Here is a 22496-nt window from a genome sequence, read left to right as displayed (position 1 = left end):
CCGGGGACCGTCCCGAATCGCGTCCGCCTCCGGGCGGAGGCTCGGGGCGCCGGGTTACGCCCGCCAGTCCGCCGTGCGCTCCGGGGACGCCTCGGCGAGGGCGCGGATGACCTCGTCGGTGCCGGCCTGCAGGCCGTAGACCGGGGTGCCGGGCTGCTGGCGCCAGGAGTCGTCCAGGCCGCCGGCGTCCACCGTGTCAAAGCCGAACTCGTCGATCAGGGCACGGACCTTGCGCTTGGCCGCCTCGTCGTCGCCGGCCACCGGGAGCGCCGTCCGCGCGGGGTCACCGGCCGGCCGGGGGCGGTCCAGGATGTCCTGGGCGTAGGTGCCGTTGAAGGCCTTGATCACCGGGTGGCCGATCTGGCGTTCGGTCCAGCGGCTCTCGGTCAGGCCCTCGTCCTCGATGCCCGTGATCTTCCCGTCGCGCTGCTGCGGGTAGTAGTTGCCGGTGTCGATGACCGCCACGTCCGCGGCCGCCCCGTCGAGCAGGCCGGAGGGCAGGTCCGGCACCGCCTTCATCGGGACGGTGACCACCACGATCTCCGCGCCGCGTGCCGCGTCCTCGACGCGGACGGGCGTCGCGCCGGTCTCCTCGGCCAGTGCGGTGAGCGTCTGGGGACCGCGGCTGTTGGCGACGGAGACGTCGTGGCCGAGGGCGGTGAGCCGCCGGGTGAGGTTGCCGCCGATGTTGCCCGCGCCGATGATGCCGATCTTCATGTCTGAACCCGCCTCGCCGTTCTCGCCGTTCCAGGGGTCGGTGTCCTCGCGGACGTCCTGTCTGGCATCGGCAACCCGTGACCGGGGCGGGGTATTCCGGGCGGACGCCGAACGGGTGGACGGCCCGGGGTGGGCAGGACGGCGCGGGGCGGCACGACGAAGGGGGCGCCGGACCGCGACGGCCCGGCGCCCCCTCCGCGGGGTCACTTGCTCAGGTAGGCCCAGAACTCGTCGAACGTCAGGATCTTGTCGCCGTTCAGGTCACGCGTCCTGATGACGGCCTCCGCCACCGTGTCGGTGACGTTCCAGTCGCCTCCCTGGGCCAGGGCGGACTTGAACTCGGCGGCGGTGATGAACCCGTCACCGTCCGCATCGATCCGCTGGAACTGCTTGCGTGCTTCCTCGATGTCCGCCACCGGTCCGCCCCTCTGTGTCGCGTTTCTCTGTCTTGCTGTCGTAGTGACGCAGGTCAGATTAACGGCCCGCGCGCACGCGCAGTGCGGCGACCGCCCAGGCGCGCTCCTCCCGCTGCGGCCCCCCGGTGGGTCAGGTCTGCGAGCCTGGGGCCTTCCGGCGGATCACCGTCACCGTCGTTCCCGGTCCTGCGGCCGCCGCGCGTCCGGTCCGCCTCCGGTCAGCGGAAGACGCCCGTGTGGCCCAGTGAGTACCGGCCCGGCTGCGGGAAGACCGCGAGGCCGTGCGGGCCGCTGCCGACCTTGATGCGGGCGAGCTGGGCGCCGGTGCGGGTGTCGATGGCGTACACCTCGGAGTCGTAGCGGCCCGACAGCCACAGCACCTTGCCGTCGGCGGAGACGCCGCCCATGTCGGGACTGCCGCCGTCGGGCAGGCGCCACTTCCCGGTGAGCCGGTTGCGCGGGAAGTCGAAGACGGAGACGGTGCCCTCGCCGCGGTTGGAGACGTACATCTGACGGGAGTCGCGGCTGACGTACAGGCCGTGGGCGCCCGCGCCGGTGGCGAGGAAGTCCGGCTTGCCGAAGGTCCGGCCGTCGAGGATCCACACGCCGCCCGCCTTCATGTCGGCGACGTAGAACCTCCTGCCGTCGGGCGACATCTTCACGTCCTGCGGCATCGCGCCGTCGAGCGGCAGCTTCCGCTGCCCGACGACCTCCATGCGGGCGGTGTCGACCTTGAGCAGTTCGCCGCTGAACTCGCAGGAGACGACGAAGTAGCGGCCGTCCAGGGAGAAGTCGGCGTGGTTGACGCCGTAGCAGCCGACGGGAACGGTCTTCACCGTCCTCATGGTGTGCGCGTCGCGGAAGACGATCTCCCGGTCCGCGGAGGCCATGACGACGGCGTGCTTCCCGTCGGGGGTGAAGTAGAGGTTGTACGGGTCGTGCACGGCGACCGGTTCGCCCGCCCTGCCGGTCTTCGGGTCGATGGGGGTGAGGCTGTTGCCCAGGTCGTTGTTGACCCACAGCGTCCGCAGGTCCCAGGAGGGCACGACGTGCTGGGGCTGGCGGCCGACCCGGATCGTCTCGACGACCCGGTAGGTCGCGGGGTCGATGACCGTGACGGTGTCCGAGTTCGTGTTCGGGACGTAGACACGGGAGGGGACGCCTTCGACGGCCGGTGACAGCCTGCCCGGGCGGTCGGCGGCGTAGGCGTCGGACGGGTCGAGCACGGGCGGCATGCCGGGGAGCCCGTCGACCCGCTGCTGCCGCGGCTCCGGCCGGGCCGGCGCGCTGCTGGCGAGCGGCTCGTGCGCGCGGCCGGACGTCGCGCTGTCGCAGGCGGACAGCGGGGCGAGAGCGGCGCAGGCCACGCCGGCGATCAGGGCGCGGGCTACTCGGGTGGGGCGCATCGGCTCGGCAGCTCCGTGGTGGTGACCGCGTGGAGGCCGCGGCGGTCGGTTCGTCGAGGAGGAGGGCGGGGCGGTGGCGGTGGCGGTGGCGGTGATGACGGGGTACCACCCAGCAAAACCGCCACGGAGCCGCTCCGCACCCCGGCGGGGGCCCTGCGGGTGATCACCGACTGCGCCCGGACCCACGGGGGCGGGGCCGCCGGTGCACCGGGGTTCGTGCGGTCGGGTGCCCGCTCCGGTGAGGGTCCGCGGGTGGGGGGGCCGGGCCGTTCACCCGTACGGCCTGCGCCGCCTCCACGCCCCTGCGCGCGGAGTGCCGGTGGGTGCCGGGCGGCCGCGGCGGCCTGCGGCGTCCGGTGTCAGCGCTCGGGCACCCGCATCTCGAACCACGTGGTCTTGCCGCGGGGCAGCAGGTCCACGCCCCAGCGGTCGGAGAGCATGTCGACGAGGAACAGGCCGCGGCCGCTGACGTCCATCTCCTGAACGGGCATCAGGCAGGGCAGGCCGCGCGAGGGATCGCGGACCTCGACGCGGATCCAGCCGCGGCGGCGGCGCATGCGCAGGCCGAAGACGCGGGCGCCGGTGTGGCGTACGGCGTTGCCCACCAGTTCCGAGACCAGCAGGACGGTGTCCTCCGTCGTCTTCGGCGACAGTCCCCAGTGGCGCAGGACGACGACCTGCACCAGCCGGCGGGCGGTGGCCGCCGACGCCGGAAGGGACGGCAGCGGAACCTCGGACTCCGTCGGATTGCCGAACAGTTCCAGCGCCTTGAGCGCCCGTTCGTCCTCGACCGTGGGCGACCAGCGCGCCGCGGCCGCACGTTCCTGCCCCCGCGGCTGTTCGATACCCTCCAGCCCCGCCATGCCCCCCATCATGGCCGTCCGGGCAGCGCTCCGGGGCCGTTCCCGGCGAATACGCCCCCGGGCGCCCCGCCCCGCGCCAGGCCCCCGTCATGTGCCGGCGGCACTTCGGGAGCCGGGGCGGTACTCCTGAGCTGCGCGGACGGCGCGGCGGGAGGCCGCCGACGGGATCCCCGGACGAAGCGGGCCCAGAAGCGCCTCGGGCGCCCGGAATCCGCCCCATCGAGGGACCCGGACCGGACGTCACGTCCGTGGCAGGGGGTACGCCGGGTGCGTCAGAGGAACTTCGCCTTACCGGGACCCTCCTCGACGAAGCTGCGCATCCCGCGCTCGCGGTCCTCGGTGGCGAACAGCCCGGCGAACCAGTTCCGTTCCACGGCGAGGCCGGTGTCGATGTCCGTCTCCAGGCCGGTGTCGACCGACTCCTTGGCGGCGCGCAGGGCGATCGCCGGGCCCTGGGCGAGCTTCGCCGCCCAGGCGTGCGCCTCGGTGTACACCTCGGCGGCCGGGACGACCCGGTCCACCAGGCCGAGCGTCAAGGCCTCGTCGGCCCTGACCTGACGGCCCGTGAAGATGAGGTCCTTCGCACGGGACGGGCCGATCAGGCGGGCCAGGCGCTGGGTGCCGCCGGCGCCGGGGATCAGGCCCAGCAGGATCTCCGGCTGGCCGAGCTTGGCGTTGTCCGCGGCGATGCGGTAGTCCGCGCAGAGGGCGAGTTCGCAGCCGCCGCCGAGCGCGTAGCCCGTCACCGCGGCCACCACCGGCTTGGGGATGCGGGCCACCGCCGTGAAGGAGTCCTGCAGGGCACGGGCGCGCCCGACCATCGCCGCGTGGTCCATCACCTGCATCTCCTTGATGTCCGCGCCCGCCGCGAACACCTTCTCGCCGCCGTAGATCACCACGGCGCGCACGTCCTCGCGGCGGGTGGCCTCCTCGGCGAGTTCCTTGAGCCGGTCCTGCGTGGCGACGTCGAGCGCGTTCATGGGCGGGCGGTTCAGGCGCAGCGTGCCGACGCCCTCGGCGACTTCCAGAGTTACGGTCATGCCCAGCAGGTTAACGGGCACTAACGACGAACGGCCCGGTGCGCTCCGTCACACCGGGCCGCGTCCCCGGCCCCGGGGCGGTCGGGGAAGTGAACGGCTAGGCCGTCCACTTCTCCCAGGACATGTTCCAGCCGTTGTACCCGTTGTCCGGGGCGACGGTCCCGTCGTGGGAGTTCTTGACGACGACCACGTCGCCGATCATCGAGTGGTTGAAGAACCAGGCGGCCGGCACCCCGCTGTCGTAGCCGCCGCGCACGTCCCTGAGGCCCACGCAGCCGTGGCTGGCGTTGTAGTTGCCGAAGGCGCCGCCGCCCCAGTAGTTGCCGTGGACGAAGGTGCCGGAGTCGGTCAGGCGCATGGCGTGCGGGACGTCCTTGATGTCGTACTCGCCGCCGTAACCGACCGTATCGCCGTTCATACGGGTGACCGTCAGCTTCTCGCTGACGACCATCTGGCCGTTCCACGTCTCGTAGCCGGGCTTGCCGGTGGTGACGGGCAGGGTCTTGAACAGCTTGCCGTCCCGCATGACCTTCATCGTGTGCTTGCGGGCGTCCACCACGGACACCTGGCTGCGGCCGATGGTGAAGGAGACGGTCTTGGACTGCTTGCCGTAGACGCCGGGGCGGCCCTCCACCCCGTCGAGGCCGAGGTGGACGGTGACCTTCGTGCCGGGCTTCCAGTACTGCTCCGGGCGGAAGTCGAGGCGGTCGTTGCCGAACCAGTGGCCCTGGACGTCCACGGCGGGCACCGTCGTGACGCGGATGGCCCGCTCGACGGCCTCGGGGTGCGTGATGCCCCGGGTGAAGCGGACCGAGAACGGCATGCCCACGCCGACGGTGGAGCCGTCCTCGGGGGTGAAGGCGCCGACGAAGGTGTTCTTCGGCGTCAGGGTGGTGAAGCTGGAGTCCTCGGCCGCCTGGCGGCCCGCGGAGTCCTTGGCGACCGCGTGCACCGTGTAGGTGGTGGCCGCGGCCAGGTGGCCGGTGGGCGCCCAGGTGGTGCCGCCGCCGGTGATCCGACCGGGTATCGCGGTGCCCTTGGCGTCCTTGACCACCACCTGGGTCAATGTGCCCTTGCTCGCGGCGACCTTCAGGACGCCGCTGGTGTCCACGGACTTCGCGCCGTCCTTCGGCGCGATGGTGACGACGGCCTGCGACTGCGCGCTCCCGGCCCGCACGGAGTCCTTGTTCTTGCCCCCGCCGGACTCCGGCCCCGAGCCTCCCCCGCCGCACGCCGTCAGCGTGACCAGCAGCGCCCCCGCCATGAGCGCCAGTCCTCCGCGGACCCGCGCTCGCGCGTCAACCGACGCCCCCCGTATCGGCCGCACGTTCAAGTTGGTCTCCCCTCCCCAGGCCTGGTCAGCAGGCCCGCACACCAGCGCGACAGCGCGCGTGCGCGCATCGTAACCGCAAGGTCAGGGCCGTGGACGAGCGGGAACTGTCACTGTTCCGTCCCAACTCGGGCCGGCGCGGCGGGGGTCGGCCGCGGAGGGGCCGGGTCACTTGGCGGCGCCGCCGCCCTTCCAGTCGGCCCAGCTCATGTTCCACCCGCCGAGGCCGTTGTCGGGGGCGACCTTCTTGTCCTCGCTGCCGACCACCTCGACGACGTCGCCGATGAGGCTGTGGTCGAAGAACCAGCCCGCCGGGGTGTCGGATCCGCCGCCCTTGACGTCCCGCAGGCCCACGCAACCGTGGCTGACGTTGACCCGGCCGAAGACGTCCTCCTCGGACCAGTAGTTGCCGTGCACGAAGGTCCCCGACTCGGTCAGCCTGATGGCGTGCGGGACGTCGGGGATGTCGTACTCGCCGCCGAAGCCGACCGTGCGGCCGTTCATACGGGTGACCTCGAGCATCTCCGTCATCACCATCTTGCCGTTGTACGTGCTGGCGCCGGGCGCGCCGGCCGTGATGGGGAGGGTGGCCAGCAGCGCGCCGTTGCGCCGGACCTCCATGGTGTGCGCGGCCGCGTCGACGCGGGAGACCTGGCTGCGGCCGATGGTGAAGGAGAAGCTCCTGTACTGCCGGCCGTAGACGCCGGGCGCCCCCTCGACGTCCCTCAGCCGCAGGTCGACGGTGACCCGGGTGCCCGGCCTCCAGTACTGGCGGGGACGGAAGTCGACGCGGTCCCGGCCGAACCAGTGCGGGCGGATCTCGACGGGGGGCCTGGCCGTGACGTGCACGGCACGCTCGACGGCCGCGCGGTCGGCGATCTTCCGGTTGAACTCCAGGGAGACGATCATCCCGGCGCCGACGGTGGAGCGGTTGTCCGGGGTGACGTAGCCGATGAAGCGCTCCCCGGGGACGAAGGTGGTGAAGGTGGTGTGCCGCGCGGAGCGGTGCCCGTCGCCGTCGACGGCGACCGCGTCGACCGTGTACTTGGCCGCGAGGGCGAGCCGGTCCTCCGCGGGTTCCCAGTGCCGGCGGTCGCGGGAGAGGTGCCCGGGCACCGGGGTGTCCTGGGCGTCCTGGGACTTGACGACCTTCACCGACTCCAGCCGCCCGTCGGCCGCCCGGACCCGCAGCCTGCTCCCGGGGCGGACGTCCTTGCTGCCGTCCTGCGGGGAGACGCGGATCACGTCCTCGGCCGACGGCTGTTTGCCGAACACACCGCCGAGCCCGCCCATGCCGCCGGAGGTGCAGCCGGCGGCCGCGGCCAGCAGTCCTGCCCATGTCAGTACGGCGGCCATCGTGGCCCTCGCGCGCCGTGCGCGCCCTTGTACGTGCCTCACGGACTGCCCAACGACCGGGCATGCTTCGGGGAAACGTGAGTGCGACCCAAGCTCTGGGCAGAACAGAGGGGAGGACGACGCACCGAGGGAGCCGCGGCCGGGACGCCGCACGCCCTTTTCCCTGTCGTTCCAGGAGCCGCGGGAGGCGCACAGGTGTCCAGCGCAGCCGAGCAGGAGGCGGTGGCGGGCGGGCGCGCCGCCGAGGAGAGGCGCCCGGCCGCCGTCGTGTACGGCATCCGCCGGACCGCCCCGCCGCCGGGTCCGCCCGTGTGGCCGGGTGCGCCGATGCCGCTGGGCGCCCGCTTCCGGACCGGGCCGGACGGGGTGGCGGGCACCAACTTCGCGCTGTGGGCGGGCGGGGCGGAGGCGGTCGAGCTGTGCCTCTTCGACGGGCCGGGACCCCACGGCAGGGAGACAAGGGTCCACCTGACCGAGCTGACGCACGAGATCTGGCACGGCTTCGTGCCCGGCGTGATGCCGGGACAGCGATACGGCTACCGGGTGCACGGCCGCTGGGACCCGTGGACCGGCGCCCGTTGGAACCCGGCGAAGCTCCTGCTGGACCCGTACGCCCGCGCGGTGGACGGCGAGTTCCGGTTGCCGCCCGAGGTGTACGGGCACGTGCGGGACTGGCCGGACCAGTCCGTCGCCGACACCGTGCGCGACGAGCGCGACTCCGCTCCCCACGTGCCCAAGGGCGTGGTGGTGCACGACGACGCCGGCGCCGACGACGAGTGGGCGCACGACCGCCGCCCAAAGACGCCGTGGGCGGACTCGGTCATCTACGAACTGCACGTGCGCGGTTTCACCCGGCTGCACCCCGACATACCGCCACCGCTGCGGGGCACCTACGCGGGCCTCGCGCACCCCGCGGCGATCGAGCACCTGGTGAAGCTGGGCGTGACGGCGGTGGAGCTGCTGCCGGTGCACCAGTTCGCGCACGAGGACCACCTGCTGCGCCGGGGCCTGACCAACTACTGGGGGTACAACTCGATCGGCTACTTCGCCCCGCACGCCGCCTACGCGGCCTCCGGCACGACCGGCCAGCAGGTCGGCGAGTTCAAGCGGATGGTGCGGGCCCTGCACGCGGCCGGGATCGAGGTCGTCCTCGACGTGGTCTACAACCACACGGCCGAGGCGAACGAGCTGGGTCCCACCCTCTCTCTGCGGGGCATCGACAACCGCGGCTACTACCGCCTGCCGCCGGACGCCCGCCGGTACGCCGACTACACCGGCTGCGGCAACACCCTGCACGTGGTGCAGCCGCATGTGCTGCGCCTGATCACCGACTCGCTGCGGTACTGGGTGACGGAGATGGGGGTGGACGGCTTCCGCTTCGACCTGGCGGCCGCGCTGGCCCGCTCCATGCACGACGTCGACATGCTGTCGCCGTTCCTCGCGGTGATCGCGCAGGACCCGGTGCTGCGCCGGGTGAAGCTGATCGCCGAGCCGTGGGACGTCGGCTCGGGCGGCTACCAGGTGGGGGCCTTCCCGCCGCTGTGGACGGAGTGGAACGACCGCTACCGCGACACCGTCCGGGACTTCTGGCGCCACGCGCTGCCCGACGTGCGGGAGATGGGCTACCGCCTGTCGGGCTCCAGCGACCTGTACGCGTGGGGCGGGAGGCGCCCCTACGCGTCGGTCAACTTCGTCACCGCGCACGACGGCTTCACCCTGCGGGACCTGGTGTCGTACGAGCGCAAGCACAACCAGGCCAACGGCGAGGCCAACCGGGACGGCACGAACGACAACCGCTCCTCCAACTGCGGCGCGGAGGGCGAGACCGACGACGAGGACGTGCGGGCGCTGCGGCGCCGGCAGCTGCGCAACCTGCTGACCACGCTGCTGCTGTCCACGGGCGTGCCGATGCTGGTCGCCGGCGACGAGATGGGCCGCACCCAGCGCGGCAACAACAACGCCTACTGCCAGGACAACGAGATCGGCTGGGTCGACTGGCGGCTGCTGGAGGAGCCGGGCTGGCAGGCCCTGTTCCAGCTCACCTCCCGCCTGATCGGGCTGCGCCACCGTCACCCGGTGCTGCGCCGCCGGGCGTTCTTCTCCGGCCGGCCGCACTCGGCGGACGGGCTGCGGGACCTGGCCTGGTTCACCCCGCGGGGCACGGAGATGACGGAGGGCGACTGGTACGCGCCCGCGGCCACGCTGGGGATGTACCTGTCCGGCCGGGACATACCCGGCCGCGACGAGCGTGGCGCGGCCGTCGTCGACGACAGCTTCCTGGCCGTCCTGCACGCCGGGGACCGGCCCGTGGACTTCGAGCTGCCCGGGCCGCCGTGGGCGACGCGCTACGACGTCGTGGTCGACACCTCGCGGGAGGACCAGTCGGGGCCGCCGGGCACCGGGCACCGGGCGGGGGCGGCGATCACCGTGCCCGCCCGCTCGGTCCTGCTGCTGCGGGTGGCCGCCTGACGTCCGCGCAGGTCGTAGGACCGACGGCGGAGAGGGGTCCGGCGAAAACTCGGTGGGCGGCGCCCCGGCCAGTCCGTACGCTCGCTACTGATGGCCACTGCACAGACACCCACCGAGGACCGAACCGGCCACAGCGCCGTCCGCACCCTGCTGCGGCTGTGGCCGTACGTGCGGCCCGTGCGCCTGCGGCTGTTCACCGCCGCGTTCGTCGCGGTCGTCGCCTCCTGCCTGGGGCTGGTGATACCGCTGGTCCTGAAGTGGATGGTCGACGGGCCGGTGGCCGGCCGGGACCCCGGCGGCGTGTGGCTCGGCGCGCTGTACCTGCTGCTGCTCGGGCTGGCCGAGGCGCTGCTGTTCGGGCTGCGGCGGTGGCTGGTGGCCCGGCCGCTGTCGCACGTCGAGGCGCGGATGCGGGCGGACCTGTACGGGCACCTGCAGCGGCTGCCGGTGGCGTTCCACGACCGGTGGGCGTCCGGGCAGTTGCTCTCCCGGGGCACGACGGACCTGATGCTGCTGCGGATGTTCCTCGCCTTCCCGCTGACGTTCCTGGTGGTCAACTCGGTGACGATCGCCGTGGGCGTGGCCGTCATGCTGCTGCAGGACCGGACGCTGGGCCTGGTCGTCCTCGGGCCCGCCCTGCCCGTGCTGGTCACGTGCGTGGTGTTCGAGAAGCGGTACGCGGGTGCGGCGCGGCGCGCGCAGGACCAGGTCGGCGACCTGACGACCGTGGTGGAGGAGAGCGTGCTCGGCATCCGCGTCGTCAAGGGCTTCGGACGGCACCGGAGCCAGGCGCGGGCGTTCGGTGAGCTGTCGCGCACGCTGCGGGACACGGAGCTGCGCAAGTCCCGCCTGCTGGCCTCCATCTGGGCGGTCATCATGACCCTGCCGGAGCTGTCCGTCGGGGCGGCGCTGGTGGCGGGGGCCGTGCGGGTCGCCGACGGGGAGCTGTCGGCGGGCACCCTGGTGGCGTTCCTGTCGACGGCGCTGGCGCTGCGGTGGCCGGTGGAGTCCATCGGGTTCCTGCTGGCGATGAGCCAGGAGGCGGCGACGGCGACGGAGCGGTACTTCGAGGTACTGGACGCCGAGCCGGAGGAGCCCGGCGGCTCCCCCGCCCTGGCCGCGGGCCGCCGTGCCTCCCTCGGCGCCGCACACCCGGCAGGTGCCGCCGGGACGGCACGGACGGGCGAGGCGGACACCGGCGATGCGGACGTCCCCCGTCCGGGCGAAGCCGGGAGCCCGGACCGGCCGCCCCGCGGCGCCGGACCGCGCGGCGTCCCCGGGCTCGGCGCGGGCACCGGGCGGGGGGACGGCCTGCGGTTCGAGCGGGTCCGCTTCCGCCACCCCGACGCCCCGCCCGGCTCCCCGCCGATCCTCGACGGCGTCGACCTCCACATCCGCTCCGGCGAGTCCATGGCCCTCGTCGGCGCGACCGGGAGCGGCAAGACCACGCTCACCGCGCTCGTCCCCCGCCTGTACGAGGTCACCTCGGGCCGGATCACCCTGGACGGCGAGGACATCGCCGCCATGCCCCGCGAGGAGCTGCGCGCCAGGGTCGCCGTGGCCTTCGAGGAACCCACCCTGTTCTCCGCGAGCGTCGGCGAGAACGTCCTGATGGGCGCCGGCGACGGGGCGGGCACCGCCGAACTGGACCGCGCGCTGGCCGTCGCGCAGGCCGACTTCGTGCACGCCCTCCCGCAGGGCGCCGACACCCGCGTGGGCGAGCAGGGCCTCAGTCTCTCCGGCGGCCAGCGGCAGCGGGTCGCCCTCGCCCGCGCCGTCGTCGGCAGCCCCCGCTTCCTGGTGCTGGACGACCCCCTGTCCGCCCTGGACGTGCACACCGAGGCCGCCGTGGAGGCCGCGCTGCGGCACGTCCTCGCCGGCACGACCGCGCTGATCGTGGCGCACCGCCCCTCGACGGTCCTGCTGGCCGACCGGGTGGCCCTGCTCTCCGGCGGCCGGATCACCGCCGTCGGCACCCACCAGGAACTGCTGCGCGGCAACCCCGAGTACGCGCACCTGATGTCCGGAACGCAGGAGGAGGCCCGATGACGGCCCCCACGACGTCCGTCGCCGTCGCCGACGACGAACCGGACCCGCCGGGCGGGCAGGACACCGGCGACCCCTTCGACCGCGACGTCCTGCCCACGCCGCCGGGCGCCACCACCGCCCTGCTGCGCTCCCTGCTCGCGCCGATGAGGGCCCGGGTCACCGGCACCACGCTCCTGCTGCTGCTCCAGCAGGCGGCGGTCCAGGCGGGCCCGCTGCTGGTCGCCTACGCGATCGACCGGGCCGTACCGGCGCTGCGCGCCGGCGACCGCGGCCCGCTGGTCGCGGTCGCGGCCGCCTACCTGCTGTGCGCGGCGGCGTCCGGCGCGCTGCAGTACGCCTTCGTCGTCACCTCGGCCCGCGTCAGCCAGGACGTGCTGCTGGACCTGCGCGGCCGGATCTTCCGCCACGCGCAGGCACTCAGCGTCGACTTCCACGAGCGGTACACGTCGGGCCGGCTCATCTCCCGGTCCACGACGGACGTCGAGTCGCTGCGCGAACTGCTGAACGAGGGCTTGCAGGAACTCGTCAGCGTCGTGCTGTCGTTCGTCTACATCTCGGCGATGCTGCTGTGGCTGGACCTCGGGCTCGGCACGGTCGCGGTGGCCTCCTTCGGGCCGCTGTACCTGCTGATCCGCCTCTACCGGCGGCGCGCGGGACGGGTGTTCCGGGCGCGGTCCACCGCGATCGCCGCGGTGATCGTGAGGTTCGTGGAGACGATGAACGGCATCCGGCCGGTGCGCGCGTTCCGCCGCGAGGCCGCCAACGACGCCGCGTTCCGGGTCCTGAACCGGCGGCACGAACGGACCAACGGGGACTCGCTCCTGGAGATGGCCCGCTACGTCGTCGGGTCCCGGCTGGTGGCCAACACGGCGGTCGCGCTGATCGTGCTGTGGGGCGCCCGGCGGGTGGCGGGCGGGTCGCTGGAGCTGGGTGTGCTGGCGGCAGCGGTGCTGTACCTGCGCCGTCTGTACGACCCGATCGACCGGCTCGGCATGTTCCTCAACTCCTACCAGTCGGCGGCCGCCTCGCTGGAGAAGATCGCGGGGCTGCTCGCGCAGACGCCGTCCGTGCCCGAGCCCTCCGCGCCGAAACGGCTGCCGGCCCGCCGCTCGGGGCTGCCCGGCCGCGAGGTCGTCTTCGACGGGGTCGGGTTCGGCTACCGCACCGGCGGGGAGGTGCTGCCCCGCTTCGACCTGACGATCCCGGCCGGGCAGACGGTCGCGGTGGTCGGCTCCACCGGCGCGGGCAAGTCGACGCTGGCCAAGCTGCTGGCCCGCTTCTACGACCCCACCGCCGGCCGGGTCCTGCTCGACGGGGTCGACCTGCGCGACCTTTCCGTGTCCGAACTGCGGCGCGGGGTCGTGATGGTGACGCAGGAGGCGTTCCTGTTCTCCGGCACGGTCGCCGACAACATCGCCGTCGGCCGCCCCGACGCGACCCGCGAGGAGATCGAGCAGGCGGCGAAGGCGATCGGCGCCCACGACTTCGTCGCCGCCCTGCCCGACGGCTACGACACGGACGTCCGCAAGCGCGGCGGCCGCGTCTCCGCCGGCCAGCGCCAGCTGGTGGCGTTCGCCCGGGCGCTGCTCGCCGACCCGGCGGTGCTGATCCTGGACGAGGCGACCAGCTCGCTCGACGTGCCGGGCGAGAAGGCGGTGCAGCGGGCGATGGCCACGGTGCTGACGGACCGTACGGCCGTGGTGATCGCGCACCGGCTCTCCACGGTGGAGATCGCCGACCGGGTGCTGGTGATGGAGCGGGGCCGGATCGTGGAGGACGGCCGTCCGGCCGACCTGGTCGCCGGCACGGGCCGCTTCGCCGCCCTGCACCGGGCCTGGCGCGACAGCCTCGCCTGAGCCGGGGGCCGCGATGATCGACGCGTACGAGGACCCCGGGACCCCGGACTGCCGGGGCGGCGCCCGGTACCTGTGGTGGCTGGTCGCCCGGCAGCCGGGCCGGTGCCTTGCGGGGGCGGTGCTGGCCGGCGTCTGGATGGTGCTGCTGGCGGTGGCGCCCTACCTGCTGTCCCGGGCGGTCGACGACGGGCTCCAGCGGGGCGACACGACCGCGCTGGCGGGCTGGACGGGTGCGCTGGTCGCGGCCGGGACGGTCAACGCCTGGGTGGGCGCGATGCGGCACCGCACGATGACGCGGGTGCGCATGGACGCCAACTTCCGCACGGTCAAGGTCGTCGTCCAGCAGGCCGTCCGGCTCGGGGCGGCGCTGCCCGGACGGGTGGGCGCCGGGGAGGTCGTCACCATCGGCGTCGGCGACGTGCAGACGATCAGCCAGTCGCTGACGATGGTCGGGCCAGGCGTCGGGTCGGTGGTCGTGTACGCGGTCGTCGCCGCGCTGCTGCTGCCGGTCTCGCCGCTGCTGGCCGCGGTGGTGCTGCTCGGCGTTCCGCTGACCGCCGTGGTGGTGGGCCCGCTGCTCGGGCGCCTGCAGGGCGCGGAGGGCGAGTACCGCGAGCGGCAGGCCGCGCTGACGGCCCGGATCGGCGATCTCGCGGGCGGTCTGCGGGTCCTCGGCGGCCTCGGCGGCAAGGCCCTCCTCGCCGGCGCGTTCCGCCGGGACTCGGGCCGGTTGCTGGCGCAGGGCTACCGGGTGGGCGCGGTGACCAGCTGGATCCAGTCGCTCGGGGTGGGGCTGCCCACCCTGTTCCTCGCCGCGGTGACCTGGCCGGCGGCCCGGCTCGCCGCCCGCGGGGAGATCACCGTGGGGCAGTTGGTGTCGGTGTACGGGTACGTCGCGGTGCTGGTGGGGCCGGTGGCGTTCCTGATCGAGATGGGGCACCAGATGAGCCGCGCCCTGGTGGCGGCCCGCCGGGTCGTGCGGCTGCTGCGGCTGGAACCGGCCGCGGACACCGGCACGCGCGGGGCCCCCGCGGAGCCGTCGGTGCTGCACGACGCGGACTCCGGGGTCCGGGTGCCGCCGGGCCGGCTGACGGCGCTGGTCTGCGCCCGGCCCGCCGACGCGGTCGCCGTCGTCGACCGCCTGGGCCGGTACGCGCCCTCGGCGGCGACCTGGGGCGGTGTCCCGCTGGCCGAGATCCCGCTCGCCCAGGTCCGGTCACGGATCCTGGTCGCCGACCACGAGGCCGACCTGTTCGCCGGGCCGCTGCGGGAGCTGGTCGGCGGGTGCGAGGAGCACGGGGAGCCGGACCTCACACGTGCGGTGCACGCGGCCGCGGCGGACGACATCGTGCGGCACCTGCCCGGCGGTCTCGACTCGCCGGTGGCGGCCCAGGGCCGCAGCCTGTCCGGCGGTCAGCGGCAGCGGGTGCGGCTGGCGCGGGCGCTGCTGGCCGACCCCGAGGTGCTGCTCGCCGTGGAGCCGACCTCGGCGCTCGACGCGCACACCGAGGCGGTCGTCGCGGAGCGGCTGCGGCGGGCGCGGGCGGGCCGTACGACCGTGGTGACCACCACGTCCCCGCTCGTGCTCGACCACGCCGACACCGTGCACTACCTGGTCGACGGCAAGGTCGCCGCCACCGGCCGGCACCGCGAGCTCCTCACCGCGGAGGCGGGTTACCGGGCACTGGTGGCCCGGGACGCGGAGACGCCGAAGACGGGAGAAGAGGGAGAAGAGGCGGAAGCGGGCGGCACCGGGGAGAGCGGCCGGGCCGGCGACGCCGAGGGGGTGGTCCGGTGACCCCTGCGACGGACGGCTCGGGGCGGCTGCCCGTCGCCTCCCGCGGCGAGGTGCGGCGGGCAGCCGTACGGCTGGTGCGGGCCGACGGGCGGGCCTTCGCCGCCGCGGTCGTCCTGAACGCGCTGACCGCCGCGGCCGGACTCGCCGGGCCGTGGCTGCTGGGGAGGATCATCGACGGGGTCCGGGCCGGCCGCGGGACGGAGGCCGTGGACGGGCCGGCGCTCGCCATCCTCGCGTGCGCGGCGGCGGAGCTGCTGCTGGCGCGCTGGGCGCGGTACCTGGGCCACCGGTTCGGGGAGCGGACGCTGGCACGGGTGCGCGAGGAGTTCGTCGACCGGACGCTGGCCCTGCCCGCGTCGGTGGTGGAGCGGGCCGGCACCGGTGATCTGACGGCGCGCGGCACCGCCGACGTGGCCACCGTCGGCACCACCCTGCGCGACGCCGGGCCCGAACTGCTCATCAAGGGCGCGCAGGCGCTGTTCGTGCTCGGCGCGGTCGTCGTGCTCGACCCGCTGCTGGGCGCGGTCGCCGTGCTCGGGCTGGCGCCGATCTGGTGGAGCCTGCGCTGGTACCTGCGCCGGGCGCGGGACGGCTACCTCGCGGAGGGCGCGGCCACCTCCGACGTCGCCGAGGTCCTCGCGGCGACGGCGGCCGGGGCGCGCACGGTCGAGGCTTTCCGGCTCGGGCGACGGCGGACTGCGGCCGCCCGCGACGCGCTGGAGACGTCCCGCCGCACCCGCATGTACACCCTGTACCTGCGCTCGGTGTTCTTCCCGGTGGTGGAGGTGTCGTACGTGCTGCCCGTGGGGGGCGTGCTGCTGATCGGCGGAGTGCTGCACGCGCACGGCGCGGCCGGCCTCGGCGAGGTGGTGGCGGCCACGCTGTACCTGCGGCAACTGGCCGAACCGCTGGACCAGGTGCTGATGCGGGTCGAGCAACTGCAGAACAGCGGCGCCTCGTTCGCGCGGGTGGAGGGACTGGCCGCCGCCCCGCGGGCCCCCGGTGACCGGGCCCCGTCCGTCCGGGCGGGCGGCCCCGCCGCCACCCCGCCGGAGCCGGCTGACGACCGTATCGACGTGACGGGCGCCCGGTACGCCTACGAGCACGGTGGCGAGGTGCTGCGCGGGATCGACCTGGCGGTGCGGCCCGGTGAACGGCTGGCCCTGGTCGGCCCCTCCGGTGCAGGCAAGACCACGCTCGGCAGGCTGCTGGCCGGCATCGACGCGCCGACTGCGGGCTCGGTGACGGTCGGCGGGGTGCCGGTCGCCGCCCTCGCACCCGAGCGGCTGCGCCGGCAGGTCGTCCTGGTCACCCAGGAGCACCACGTGTTCCTCGGCACGGTCCGCGACAACCTGCTGATCGCCGAACCGGGTGCCACCGACGCGCGGCTGTGGTCGGCGCTGGCCGCGGTCGGCGCGGACGAGTGGGTCCGGCGGCTGCCGGACGGCCTGGACACCGTGCTCGGGCCGGACGGCCGCCGCACCGACGGCTCGCAGGCCCAGCAACTCGCCCTCGCCCGCGTGGTGCTGGCCGACCCGCACACGCTGATCCTGGACGAGGCCACGGCCCTGCTCGACCCCGCGACCGCGCGGCACACCGAGCGTGCCCTGGCCGCCGTGCTGCGCGGCCGCACCGTCATCGCCATCGCGCACCGCCTGCACACCGCCCACGACGCGGACCGGGTCGCCGTCATGGAGGACGGACGGCTGACCGAACTGGGCACGCACGACGAACTGGTGGCGGCGGACGGGGCCTACGCGGACCTGTGGGGGACGTGGCACGGGGACGGGGCCGCGCACCGCGACGCGACGACGCGAACCGGCCAAGGGGACGACAGAAACGCCGCCCTCGAAGCCGCCCACGCGGAGGGCGGGGTTGCGGCCCGCGAGAACGCTCAGGGGGACGCCGAGGCCGCCGCCCACGGAGACGGCGGGATCGCCACCCCCGGGAACGCTCACGGGGAGGACGGGGTCGCCCCTCACGGGGACCGGACGTGACGCGGTCCGCCCGCGAGCTGAGCTCGCCGGGGGAGGACAATCCGACTTTCCCTGCGGGACGTCGTTGCGGCGTCGCCCGTCCCCGGCCGCCATGTGCCAGGGTGGGCCCATGAACGCGGCAACTGCCTCCACCGGTCCCGTACGCGCCGTCGTGGCCGCGCCCCGGCCCGAACACGTGGTACGGGCGGTGACGAACCTGCTGACGTCGGCCGACCGGCCGGTCGAGGTGGAGGTCGTCCTCTACGGGGCGGGCCTCGACCTGGTCCTCGGCGACGAGACCGCGGAGCAGATGGCCCGGCTGCGCCAGGCCGGAGCGCGTCTGTTCGCCTGTGCCGACAGCCTGGCCGGCCGCGGCCTGGGAGCCGGTCATGTCCTGCCCGGCGTCGAGGTGGTGCCGGCGGCCGTGTGGCACGTGGCCCTGCGCCAGCACGAGGGATGGTCGCTCGTACCGGTGTGGTGAGCACGGCCCGCACGCAGGTCTGGGCTCGGGCCGGCACGCCTCGTCGGGCGCCCGCGCCCCGGTCCGCGGGGGCGGTGGCGTCCCGGCCGGGGCGGCGACCCGCGGATGCGTGCGCCTGCGTTCCAGGTGGCTCCACACCCGTCGTACGACGACCTGAGTCGCTGTCAGCCACGTCGCACAAACCCTGAGCGAGGGCGGCGCCCCGGGGTGAGACCGGCGCCGGACAGCGCACCGGATGAGGCGTGGCGGCCCCCGCCGGCGGTACCGATCCGGCGGTCCGGCACAGCCGGCTCCGACAGTCCGCGCACCCACCCGGGGCCGGCCCGGACGCCGCCCCCGGAGCGCGGCACGCAGGGCGGCGGACCGATGTGATCCGGCCACAGCGGCGGCACCCAACGCCGGTCTCCTGAACATCCACGCGGCATCTTGTCCGTATACCGAACAGGAACATCCGGACACCGAACGATTTCCGGCCAAATTCCTGACGCGCTCCTGACAGAAACCGCGATCTCCTGTCACCCTTCCCACGGCCGCCCTCACAGCAACGTCACAGGACCCCCACGGTTCCGCCTGTGGTCCGGCCCGGCACTTCCGCACCTGGTTCCGCGTTCCGCCCCGTTCTGCCCGGACGGCCGACCCGCCGCCCGGATCTCCCCTGGCCGCGCGATGCGCGGCCGCGCAGAAGGAGTCAGCGTTGAGAAGCAGTTCCTCCCCCTCCCGCAGACGCACCTCGCACGCCTCGCGCCGTCGCGCGGCCGGCGTCGCGCTCGCCGGCGTGGCCGCCCTGGTCGCCGCGGCCGTCCAGTCCGGCACCGCGACCGCCGCCCCCGGCCAGGAGTCCGCCGGCCGCACCGGCTCGGCCCACACGGCGGTGAGGCTCACCCCCTCGCAGCGTGCCGAACTGATACGGGACGCCGACGGCGCCACCGCGCGGACCGCTGCGGACCTCGGGCTCGGCAGCCAGGAGAAGCTGGTCGCCAAGGACGTCGTCAAGGACGCCGACGGCACCGTCCACACCCGCTACGAGCGCACCTACGCGGGCCTGCCCGTCCTCGGCGGCGACCTCATCGTGGACACGGCCGCCTCGGGGAGGACCACGAACGTCATCAGGGCCACGCGCGCCGCGCTCAAGGTCTCCGACCTCACCCCGGACGTCTCGCGGGCGGCCGCCGAGAAGCAGGCCGTCCAGCGCGCCAAGGCTCTCGGCGGGACCAGGACCGCGGCGGACAGCGCCCGCAAGGTGATATGGGCGGCGAGCGGCACACCGGTCCTGGCGTACGAGACCGTCGTCGGCGGACTGCAGGACGACGGCACCCCGAACGAGCTCCACGTCGTCACCGACGCGGCCACCGGCGCGAAGCTCTACGAGTACCAGGGCGTCGAGACCGGCACCGGCAACACGATGTACAGCGGCACGGTGCCGCTGACGACCACGCTGTCGGGTTCGACGTACACACTCAACGACGGCGCGCGCGGCGGCCACAAGACGTACAACCTCAACCGCGGCACCTCCGGCACCGGCACCCTGTTCTCGCAGACCAGCGACACATGGGGCAACGGCACCGCGTCGAACGCGGCCACGGCGGCCGCCGACGCGCACTACGGCGCCGCGGTCACCTGGGACTTCTACAAGAACACCTTCGGCCGCAGCGGCATCCGAAACGACGGCAGGGCCGCGTACTCCCGCGTCCACTACGGCAACGCGTACGTCAACGCGTTCTGGGACGACAGCTGCTTCTGCATGACCTACGGCGACGGCTCCGGCAACACCCACCCGCTGACCTCGCTGGACGTCGCCGGCCACGAGATGAGCCACGGCGTCACCTCCAACACCGCGAACCTCAACTACAGCGGCGAGTCCGGCGGCCTGAACGAGGCGACCTCCGACATCTTCGGCACGGGCGTGGAGTTCTACGCCGCCAACTCCTCGGACATCGGTGACTACCTCATCGGCGAGGAGATCGACATCAACGGCGACGGCAGCCCGCTGCGCTACATGGACAAGCCGAGCAAGGACGGGGCGTCCAAGGACAACTGGTACTCCGGCATCGGATCGGTGGACGTGCACTACTCGTCCGGTCCGGCCAACCACTTCTTCTACCTGCTGTCCGAGGGCAGCGGCGCCAAGGTCGTCAACGGCGTCAGCTACAACTCGCCCACGGCGGACGGGCTTCCGGTCACCGGCATCGGCCGGGACAAGGCGCTGGCGATCTGGTACCGGGCGCTGACCACGAAGTTCACCTCCACGACCAACTACGCGGGCGCCCGCACCGGCACGCTCGCGGCGGCGGGTGAGCTGTACGGCACCTCCAGCGCCGAGTACAAGGCGGTGCAGGACGCGTGGGCGGGCGTCGCGGTCGGCTCGCGCTCGGGCGGTGGCGGCGGTACCGGCACGTCGTTCGAGAACACCACCGACGTCTCGATCCCGGACCACGGCTCGGCGGTCACCTCGTCGATCACCGTCTCCGGCCGGAGCGGCAACGCCCCCTCCAACCTGCAGGTGTCGGTCGACATCGTGCACACCTGGCGCGGTGACCTCGTGGTCGACCTGATCGGCCCGTCCGGCACCGCCTACCGGCTGAAGAACTCCAGCGGCTCCGACTCGGCGGACGACGTGCACGCGACCTACACGGTCAACGCCTCCGCCGAGACGGCCAACGGCACGTGGAAGCTGCGCGTCCAGGACGTGGCCACGTACGACACCGGCTACATCGACGGCTGGAAGCTGACCTTCCCGTAAGCCCCTCGGGCACCAGCGGTCAGGGCGCCGTCCCGGAGGTCAGAGGCCCGGGGCGGCGCCCGTTCACATGCCCGCAACGTTTACCGGACAGTCAAGTTTTGGCCAACATCACTTCCGCCCGATGACATGTACGCGGCGGAGGTGCCAATCTTCGTGCACCGCCGCACGAGCGCAGAACCCCCATCCAATTCCGGCCGGTGCCCCACGCCGCCCCGGACTCCCCCCAAGGAGCTTGTGTGACCCCCCTCTACGCGCGTCACAAGCGCACCACTCTGGCCGTCGCCACCGCTGTCGCGGCCGGAGCCCTCCTCGGCACCGCTCTGACCACGAGCGCCTCGGCCCAGCCCGCGGCAGCCGCCCCCGCCGGGAGCACGGCCCTCGCCGCCGCACCCACCGCGCTCACCGCCTCCGCCCGCGCCTCGCTGATCCAGCAGGCCCAGGCGGACGTGGCGCAGACGGGCCGTCAGATAGGCCTCGGCGCCGACGAGAAGCTGGTCGTCAAGGACGTCGTCAAGGACGCCGACGGCACCGTCCACACGCGCTATGAGCGCACCTACGCGGGCCTGCCCGTGCTCGGCGGCGACCTCATCGTCCACACCGACAAGTCGGGGAAGACGCGGGGGGTCACGAAGGCGACGCAGGCGTCGCTCAAGGTCGCCTCGCTCAAGCCGCAGATCGCCGCCGCCAAGGCGGAGAAGCAGGCGCTGAGCGCGGCGCAGGCCGCCGGCTCGGACAAGACGGTCGCCGACCAGGCCCCGCGCAAGGTCATCTGGGCGGGCGAGGGCACGCCGGTCCTCGCCTACGAGACGGTCGTCGGCGGACTGCAGGACGACGGCACCCCGAACGAGCTCCACGTGATCACCGACGCGGCCACCGGCAAGAAGCTCTACGAGTACCAGGGCATCGAGACCGGCACCGGCAAGACGCTGTACGCGGGCACGGTCACCCTCAACACCACGCTGTCGGGCTCGACGTACCAGCTCTACGACACCACGCGCGGCGGCCACAAGACGTACAACCTGGCCGGCCGCACCTCTGGCACCGGTTCGCTCTTCACCGACGCCGACGACGTCTGGGGCACCGGCACCGCCTCCAGCTCCATCGCCGACCAGACGGCCGCCGCCGACGCCGCCTACGGCGCGCAGGCCACCTGGGACTTCTACAAGAACACGTTCGGCCGCAGCGGTATCAAGAACAACGGCGTCGGCGCGTACTCCCGCGTCCACTACGGCGACCAGTACGTGAACGCGTTCTGGGACGACTCCTGCTTCTGCATGACCTACGGCGACGGCTCGGGCAACACCCACCCGCTGACCTCGCTGGACGTCGCCGGCCACGAGATGAGCCACGGCGTCACCTCCAACACCGCCGGCCTCAACTACAGCGGCGAGTCCGGCGGCCTGAACGAGGCGACCTCCGACATCTTCGGCACGGGCGTGGAATTCGCCGCGGGCAACGCCTCGGACGCCGGTGACTACCTCATCGGCGAGAAGATCAACATCAACGGCAACGGCACCCCGCTGCGCTACATGGACAAGCCCAGCAAGGACGGCGGCTCGGCCGACTACTGGTCCTCCTCGGTCGGCAGCAAGGACGTGCACTACTCGTCCGGCGTCGCCAACCACTTCTTCTACCTCCTGTCCGAGGGCAGCGGCGCGAAGACGATCAACGGGGTCTCGTACAACTCCCCGACGTACAACGGCTCCACGGTCACCGGCATCGGCCGCGCCAAGGCGCTCCAGATCTGGTACAAGGCGCTGACGTCCTACATGACGTCGTCGACGAACTACAAGGCCGCCCGCACGGCGACCCTGAACGCGGCGTCGGCCCTGTACGGCTCCGGCAGCACCGAGTACAACGCGGTGGCCTCCGCCTGGGCCGCCGTCAACGTCAACTGACGTCGGACAGCCAGGGGTCGGCACCCGGGAGGATCGTCCTCCCGGGGCGCGCCCAGCTCGGGGTCGTCGACCGTCGTGATGGTGCCCAGGGCCTGGTACTG

Annotated in this window: 15 protein-coding genes; 8 read left to right on the top strand and 7 right to left on the bottom strand. The window is 73.6% G+C overall.

Going from position 1 to position 22496, the window contains the following annotated elements:
* Positions 1-54: 54 nt before the first annotated feature.
* The 7 genes from ACWDNY_RS21365 to ACWDNY_RS21335 all read right to left on the bottom strand — a co-directional run bounded on the left by ACWDNY_RS21365 (position 55) and on the right by ACWDNY_RS21335 (position 7128).
* Positions 55-924, bottom strand: coding sequence for an NADPH-dependent F420 reductase (locus ACWDNY_RS21365; RefSeq protein ID WP_451647367.1), 870 nt, complete (start codon positions 922-924; stop codon positions 55-57).
* Positions 921-1133: an EF-hand domain-containing protein gene (locus tag ACWDNY_RS21360; protein ID WP_451647366.1), complete on the bottom strand. Its 213-nt coding sequence runs from the start codon at positions 1131-1133 to the stop codon at positions 921-923. Before ACWDNY_RS21360 ends, ACWDNY_RS21365 begins: the two co-directional genes overlap by 4 nt.
* Before the next feature lie 218 nt (positions 1134-1351).
* Complete coding sequence (locus ACWDNY_RS21355; RefSeq protein WP_451647365.1) at positions 1352-2539, bottom strand: YVTN family beta-propeller repeat protein; 1188 nt, start codon at positions 2537-2539, stop codon at positions 1352-1354.
* Between the two features lie 359 nt (positions 2540-2898).
* Entirely contained in the window at positions 2899-3402 is a 504-nt protein-coding gene (locus tag ACWDNY_RS21350; RefSeq protein WP_451647364.1) for an ATP-binding protein, read from the bottom strand.
* Positions 3403-3674: 272 nt separating this feature from the next.
* Entirely contained in the window at positions 3675-4442 is a 768-nt protein-coding gene (locus ACWDNY_RS21345) for an enoyl-CoA hydratase/isomerase family protein (RefSeq protein WP_451647363.1), read from the bottom strand.
* Between the two features lie 97 nt (positions 4443-4539).
* On the bottom strand, positions 4540-5775 hold the full coding sequence (locus tag ACWDNY_RS21340) for a L,D-transpeptidase (protein WP_451647362.1): 1236 nt from the start codon (positions 5773-5775) through the stop codon (positions 4540-4542).
* A 165-nt stretch (positions 5776-5940) separates the two neighbouring features.
* On the bottom strand, positions 5941-7128 hold the full coding sequence (locus ACWDNY_RS21335; protein ID WP_451647361.1) for a L,D-transpeptidase: 1188 nt from the start codon (positions 7126-7128) through the stop codon (positions 5941-5943).
* A gap of 195 nt (positions 7129-7323) precedes the next feature.
* Between ACWDNY_RS21335 and glgX the strand changes: the two genes are divergently transcribed.
* From glgX to ACWDNY_RS21295, 8 genes are all read left to right on the top strand, one after another.
* Positions 7324-9597, top strand: coding sequence for a glycogen debranching protein GlgX (gene glgX, locus ACWDNY_RS21330; RefSeq protein WP_451647360.1), 2274 nt, complete (start codon positions 7324-7326; stop codon positions 9595-9597).
* 90 nt (positions 9598-9687) lie between these two features.
* Complete coding sequence (locus ACWDNY_RS21325; RefSeq protein WP_451647359.1) at positions 9688-11646, top strand: ABC transporter ATP-binding protein; 1959 nt, start codon at positions 9688-9690, stop codon at positions 11644-11646.
* Complete coding sequence (locus ACWDNY_RS21320; protein WP_451647358.1) at positions 11643-13502, top strand: ABC transporter ATP-binding protein; 1860 nt, start codon at positions 11643-11645, stop codon at positions 13500-13502. Before ACWDNY_RS21325 ends, ACWDNY_RS21320 begins: the two co-directional genes overlap by 4 nt.
* Positions 13503-13515: 13 nt before the next feature.
* Positions 13516-15300, top strand: coding sequence for an ABC transporter transmembrane domain-containing protein (locus ACWDNY_RS21315; protein ID WP_451647357.1), 1785 nt, complete (start codon positions 13516-13518; stop codon positions 15298-15300).
* Complete coding sequence (locus ACWDNY_RS21310; protein WP_451647356.1) at positions 15297-17297, top strand: ABC transporter ATP-binding protein; 2001 nt, start codon at positions 15297-15299, stop codon at positions 17295-17297. Before ACWDNY_RS21315 ends, ACWDNY_RS21310 begins: the two co-directional genes overlap by 4 nt.
* A 109-nt stretch (positions 17298-17406) precedes the next feature.
* The gene (locus ACWDNY_RS21305; RefSeq protein WP_451647355.1) at positions 17407-17757 is read left to right on the top strand and encodes a DsrE family protein; all 351 of its coding nucleotides are present in this window, start codon (positions 17407-17409) and stop codon (positions 17755-17757) included.
* A 694-nt stretch (positions 17758-18451) separates the two neighbouring features.
* Positions 18452-20497, top strand: a complete 2046-nt coding sequence (locus ACWDNY_RS21300) for a M4 family metallopeptidase (protein WP_451647354.1) — start codon at positions 18452-18454, stop codon at positions 20495-20497.
* Positions 20498-20733: 236 nt separating this feature from the next.
* Positions 20734-22395 carry a M4 family metallopeptidase gene (locus tag ACWDNY_RS21295; protein WP_451647353.1) on the top strand — a complete coding sequence of 554 codons (1662 nt, stop codon included), beginning with the start codon at positions 20734-20736 and terminating at the stop codon, positions 22393-22395.
* Positions 22396-22496 lie beyond the last annotated feature (101 nt).

Source organism: Streptomyces sp. NPDC003697, assembly GCF_053587115.1.
The sequence above is the reverse complement of the archived record's forward strand: the minus strand, read 5'-3'. Positions and strand labels throughout refer to the sequence as shown.

What these genes read in the sequence shown, in the direction of transcription:
- ACWDNY_RS21335 (WP_451647361.1), bottom strand. Translation starts at nt 7,128, where the DNA reads ATGGCCGCCGTACTGACATGGGCAGGACTGCTGGCCGCGGCCGCCGGC.
- ACWDNY_RS21350 (WP_451647364.1), bottom strand. Translation starts at nt 3,402, where the DNA reads ATGGCGGGGCTGGAGGGTATCGAACAGCCGCGGGGGCAGGAACGTGCG.
- ACWDNY_RS21305 (WP_451647355.1), top strand. Translation starts at nt 17,407, where the DNA reads ATGAACGCGGCAACTGCCTCCACCGGTCCCGTACGCGCCGTCGTGGCC.
- ACWDNY_RS21355 (WP_451647365.1), bottom strand. Translation starts at nt 2,539, where the DNA reads ATGCGCCCCACCCGAGTAGCCCGCGCCCTGATCGCCGGCGTGGCCTGC.
- ACWDNY_RS21320 (WP_451647358.1), top strand. Translation starts at nt 11,643, where the DNA reads ATGACGGCCCCCACGACGTCCGTCGCCGTCGCCGACGACGAACCGGAC.
- ACWDNY_RS21315 (WP_451647357.1), top strand. Translation starts at nt 13,516, where the DNA reads ATGATCGACGCGTACGAGGACCCCGGGACCCCGGACTGCCGGGGCGGC.
- ACWDNY_RS21325 (WP_451647359.1), top strand. Translation starts at nt 9,688, where the DNA reads ATGGCCACTGCACAGACACCCACCGAGGACCGAACCGGCCACAGCGCC.
- ACWDNY_RS21345 (WP_451647363.1), bottom strand. Translation starts at nt 4,442, where the DNA reads ATGACCGTAACTCTGGAAGTCGCCGAGGGCGTCGGCACGCTGCGCCTG.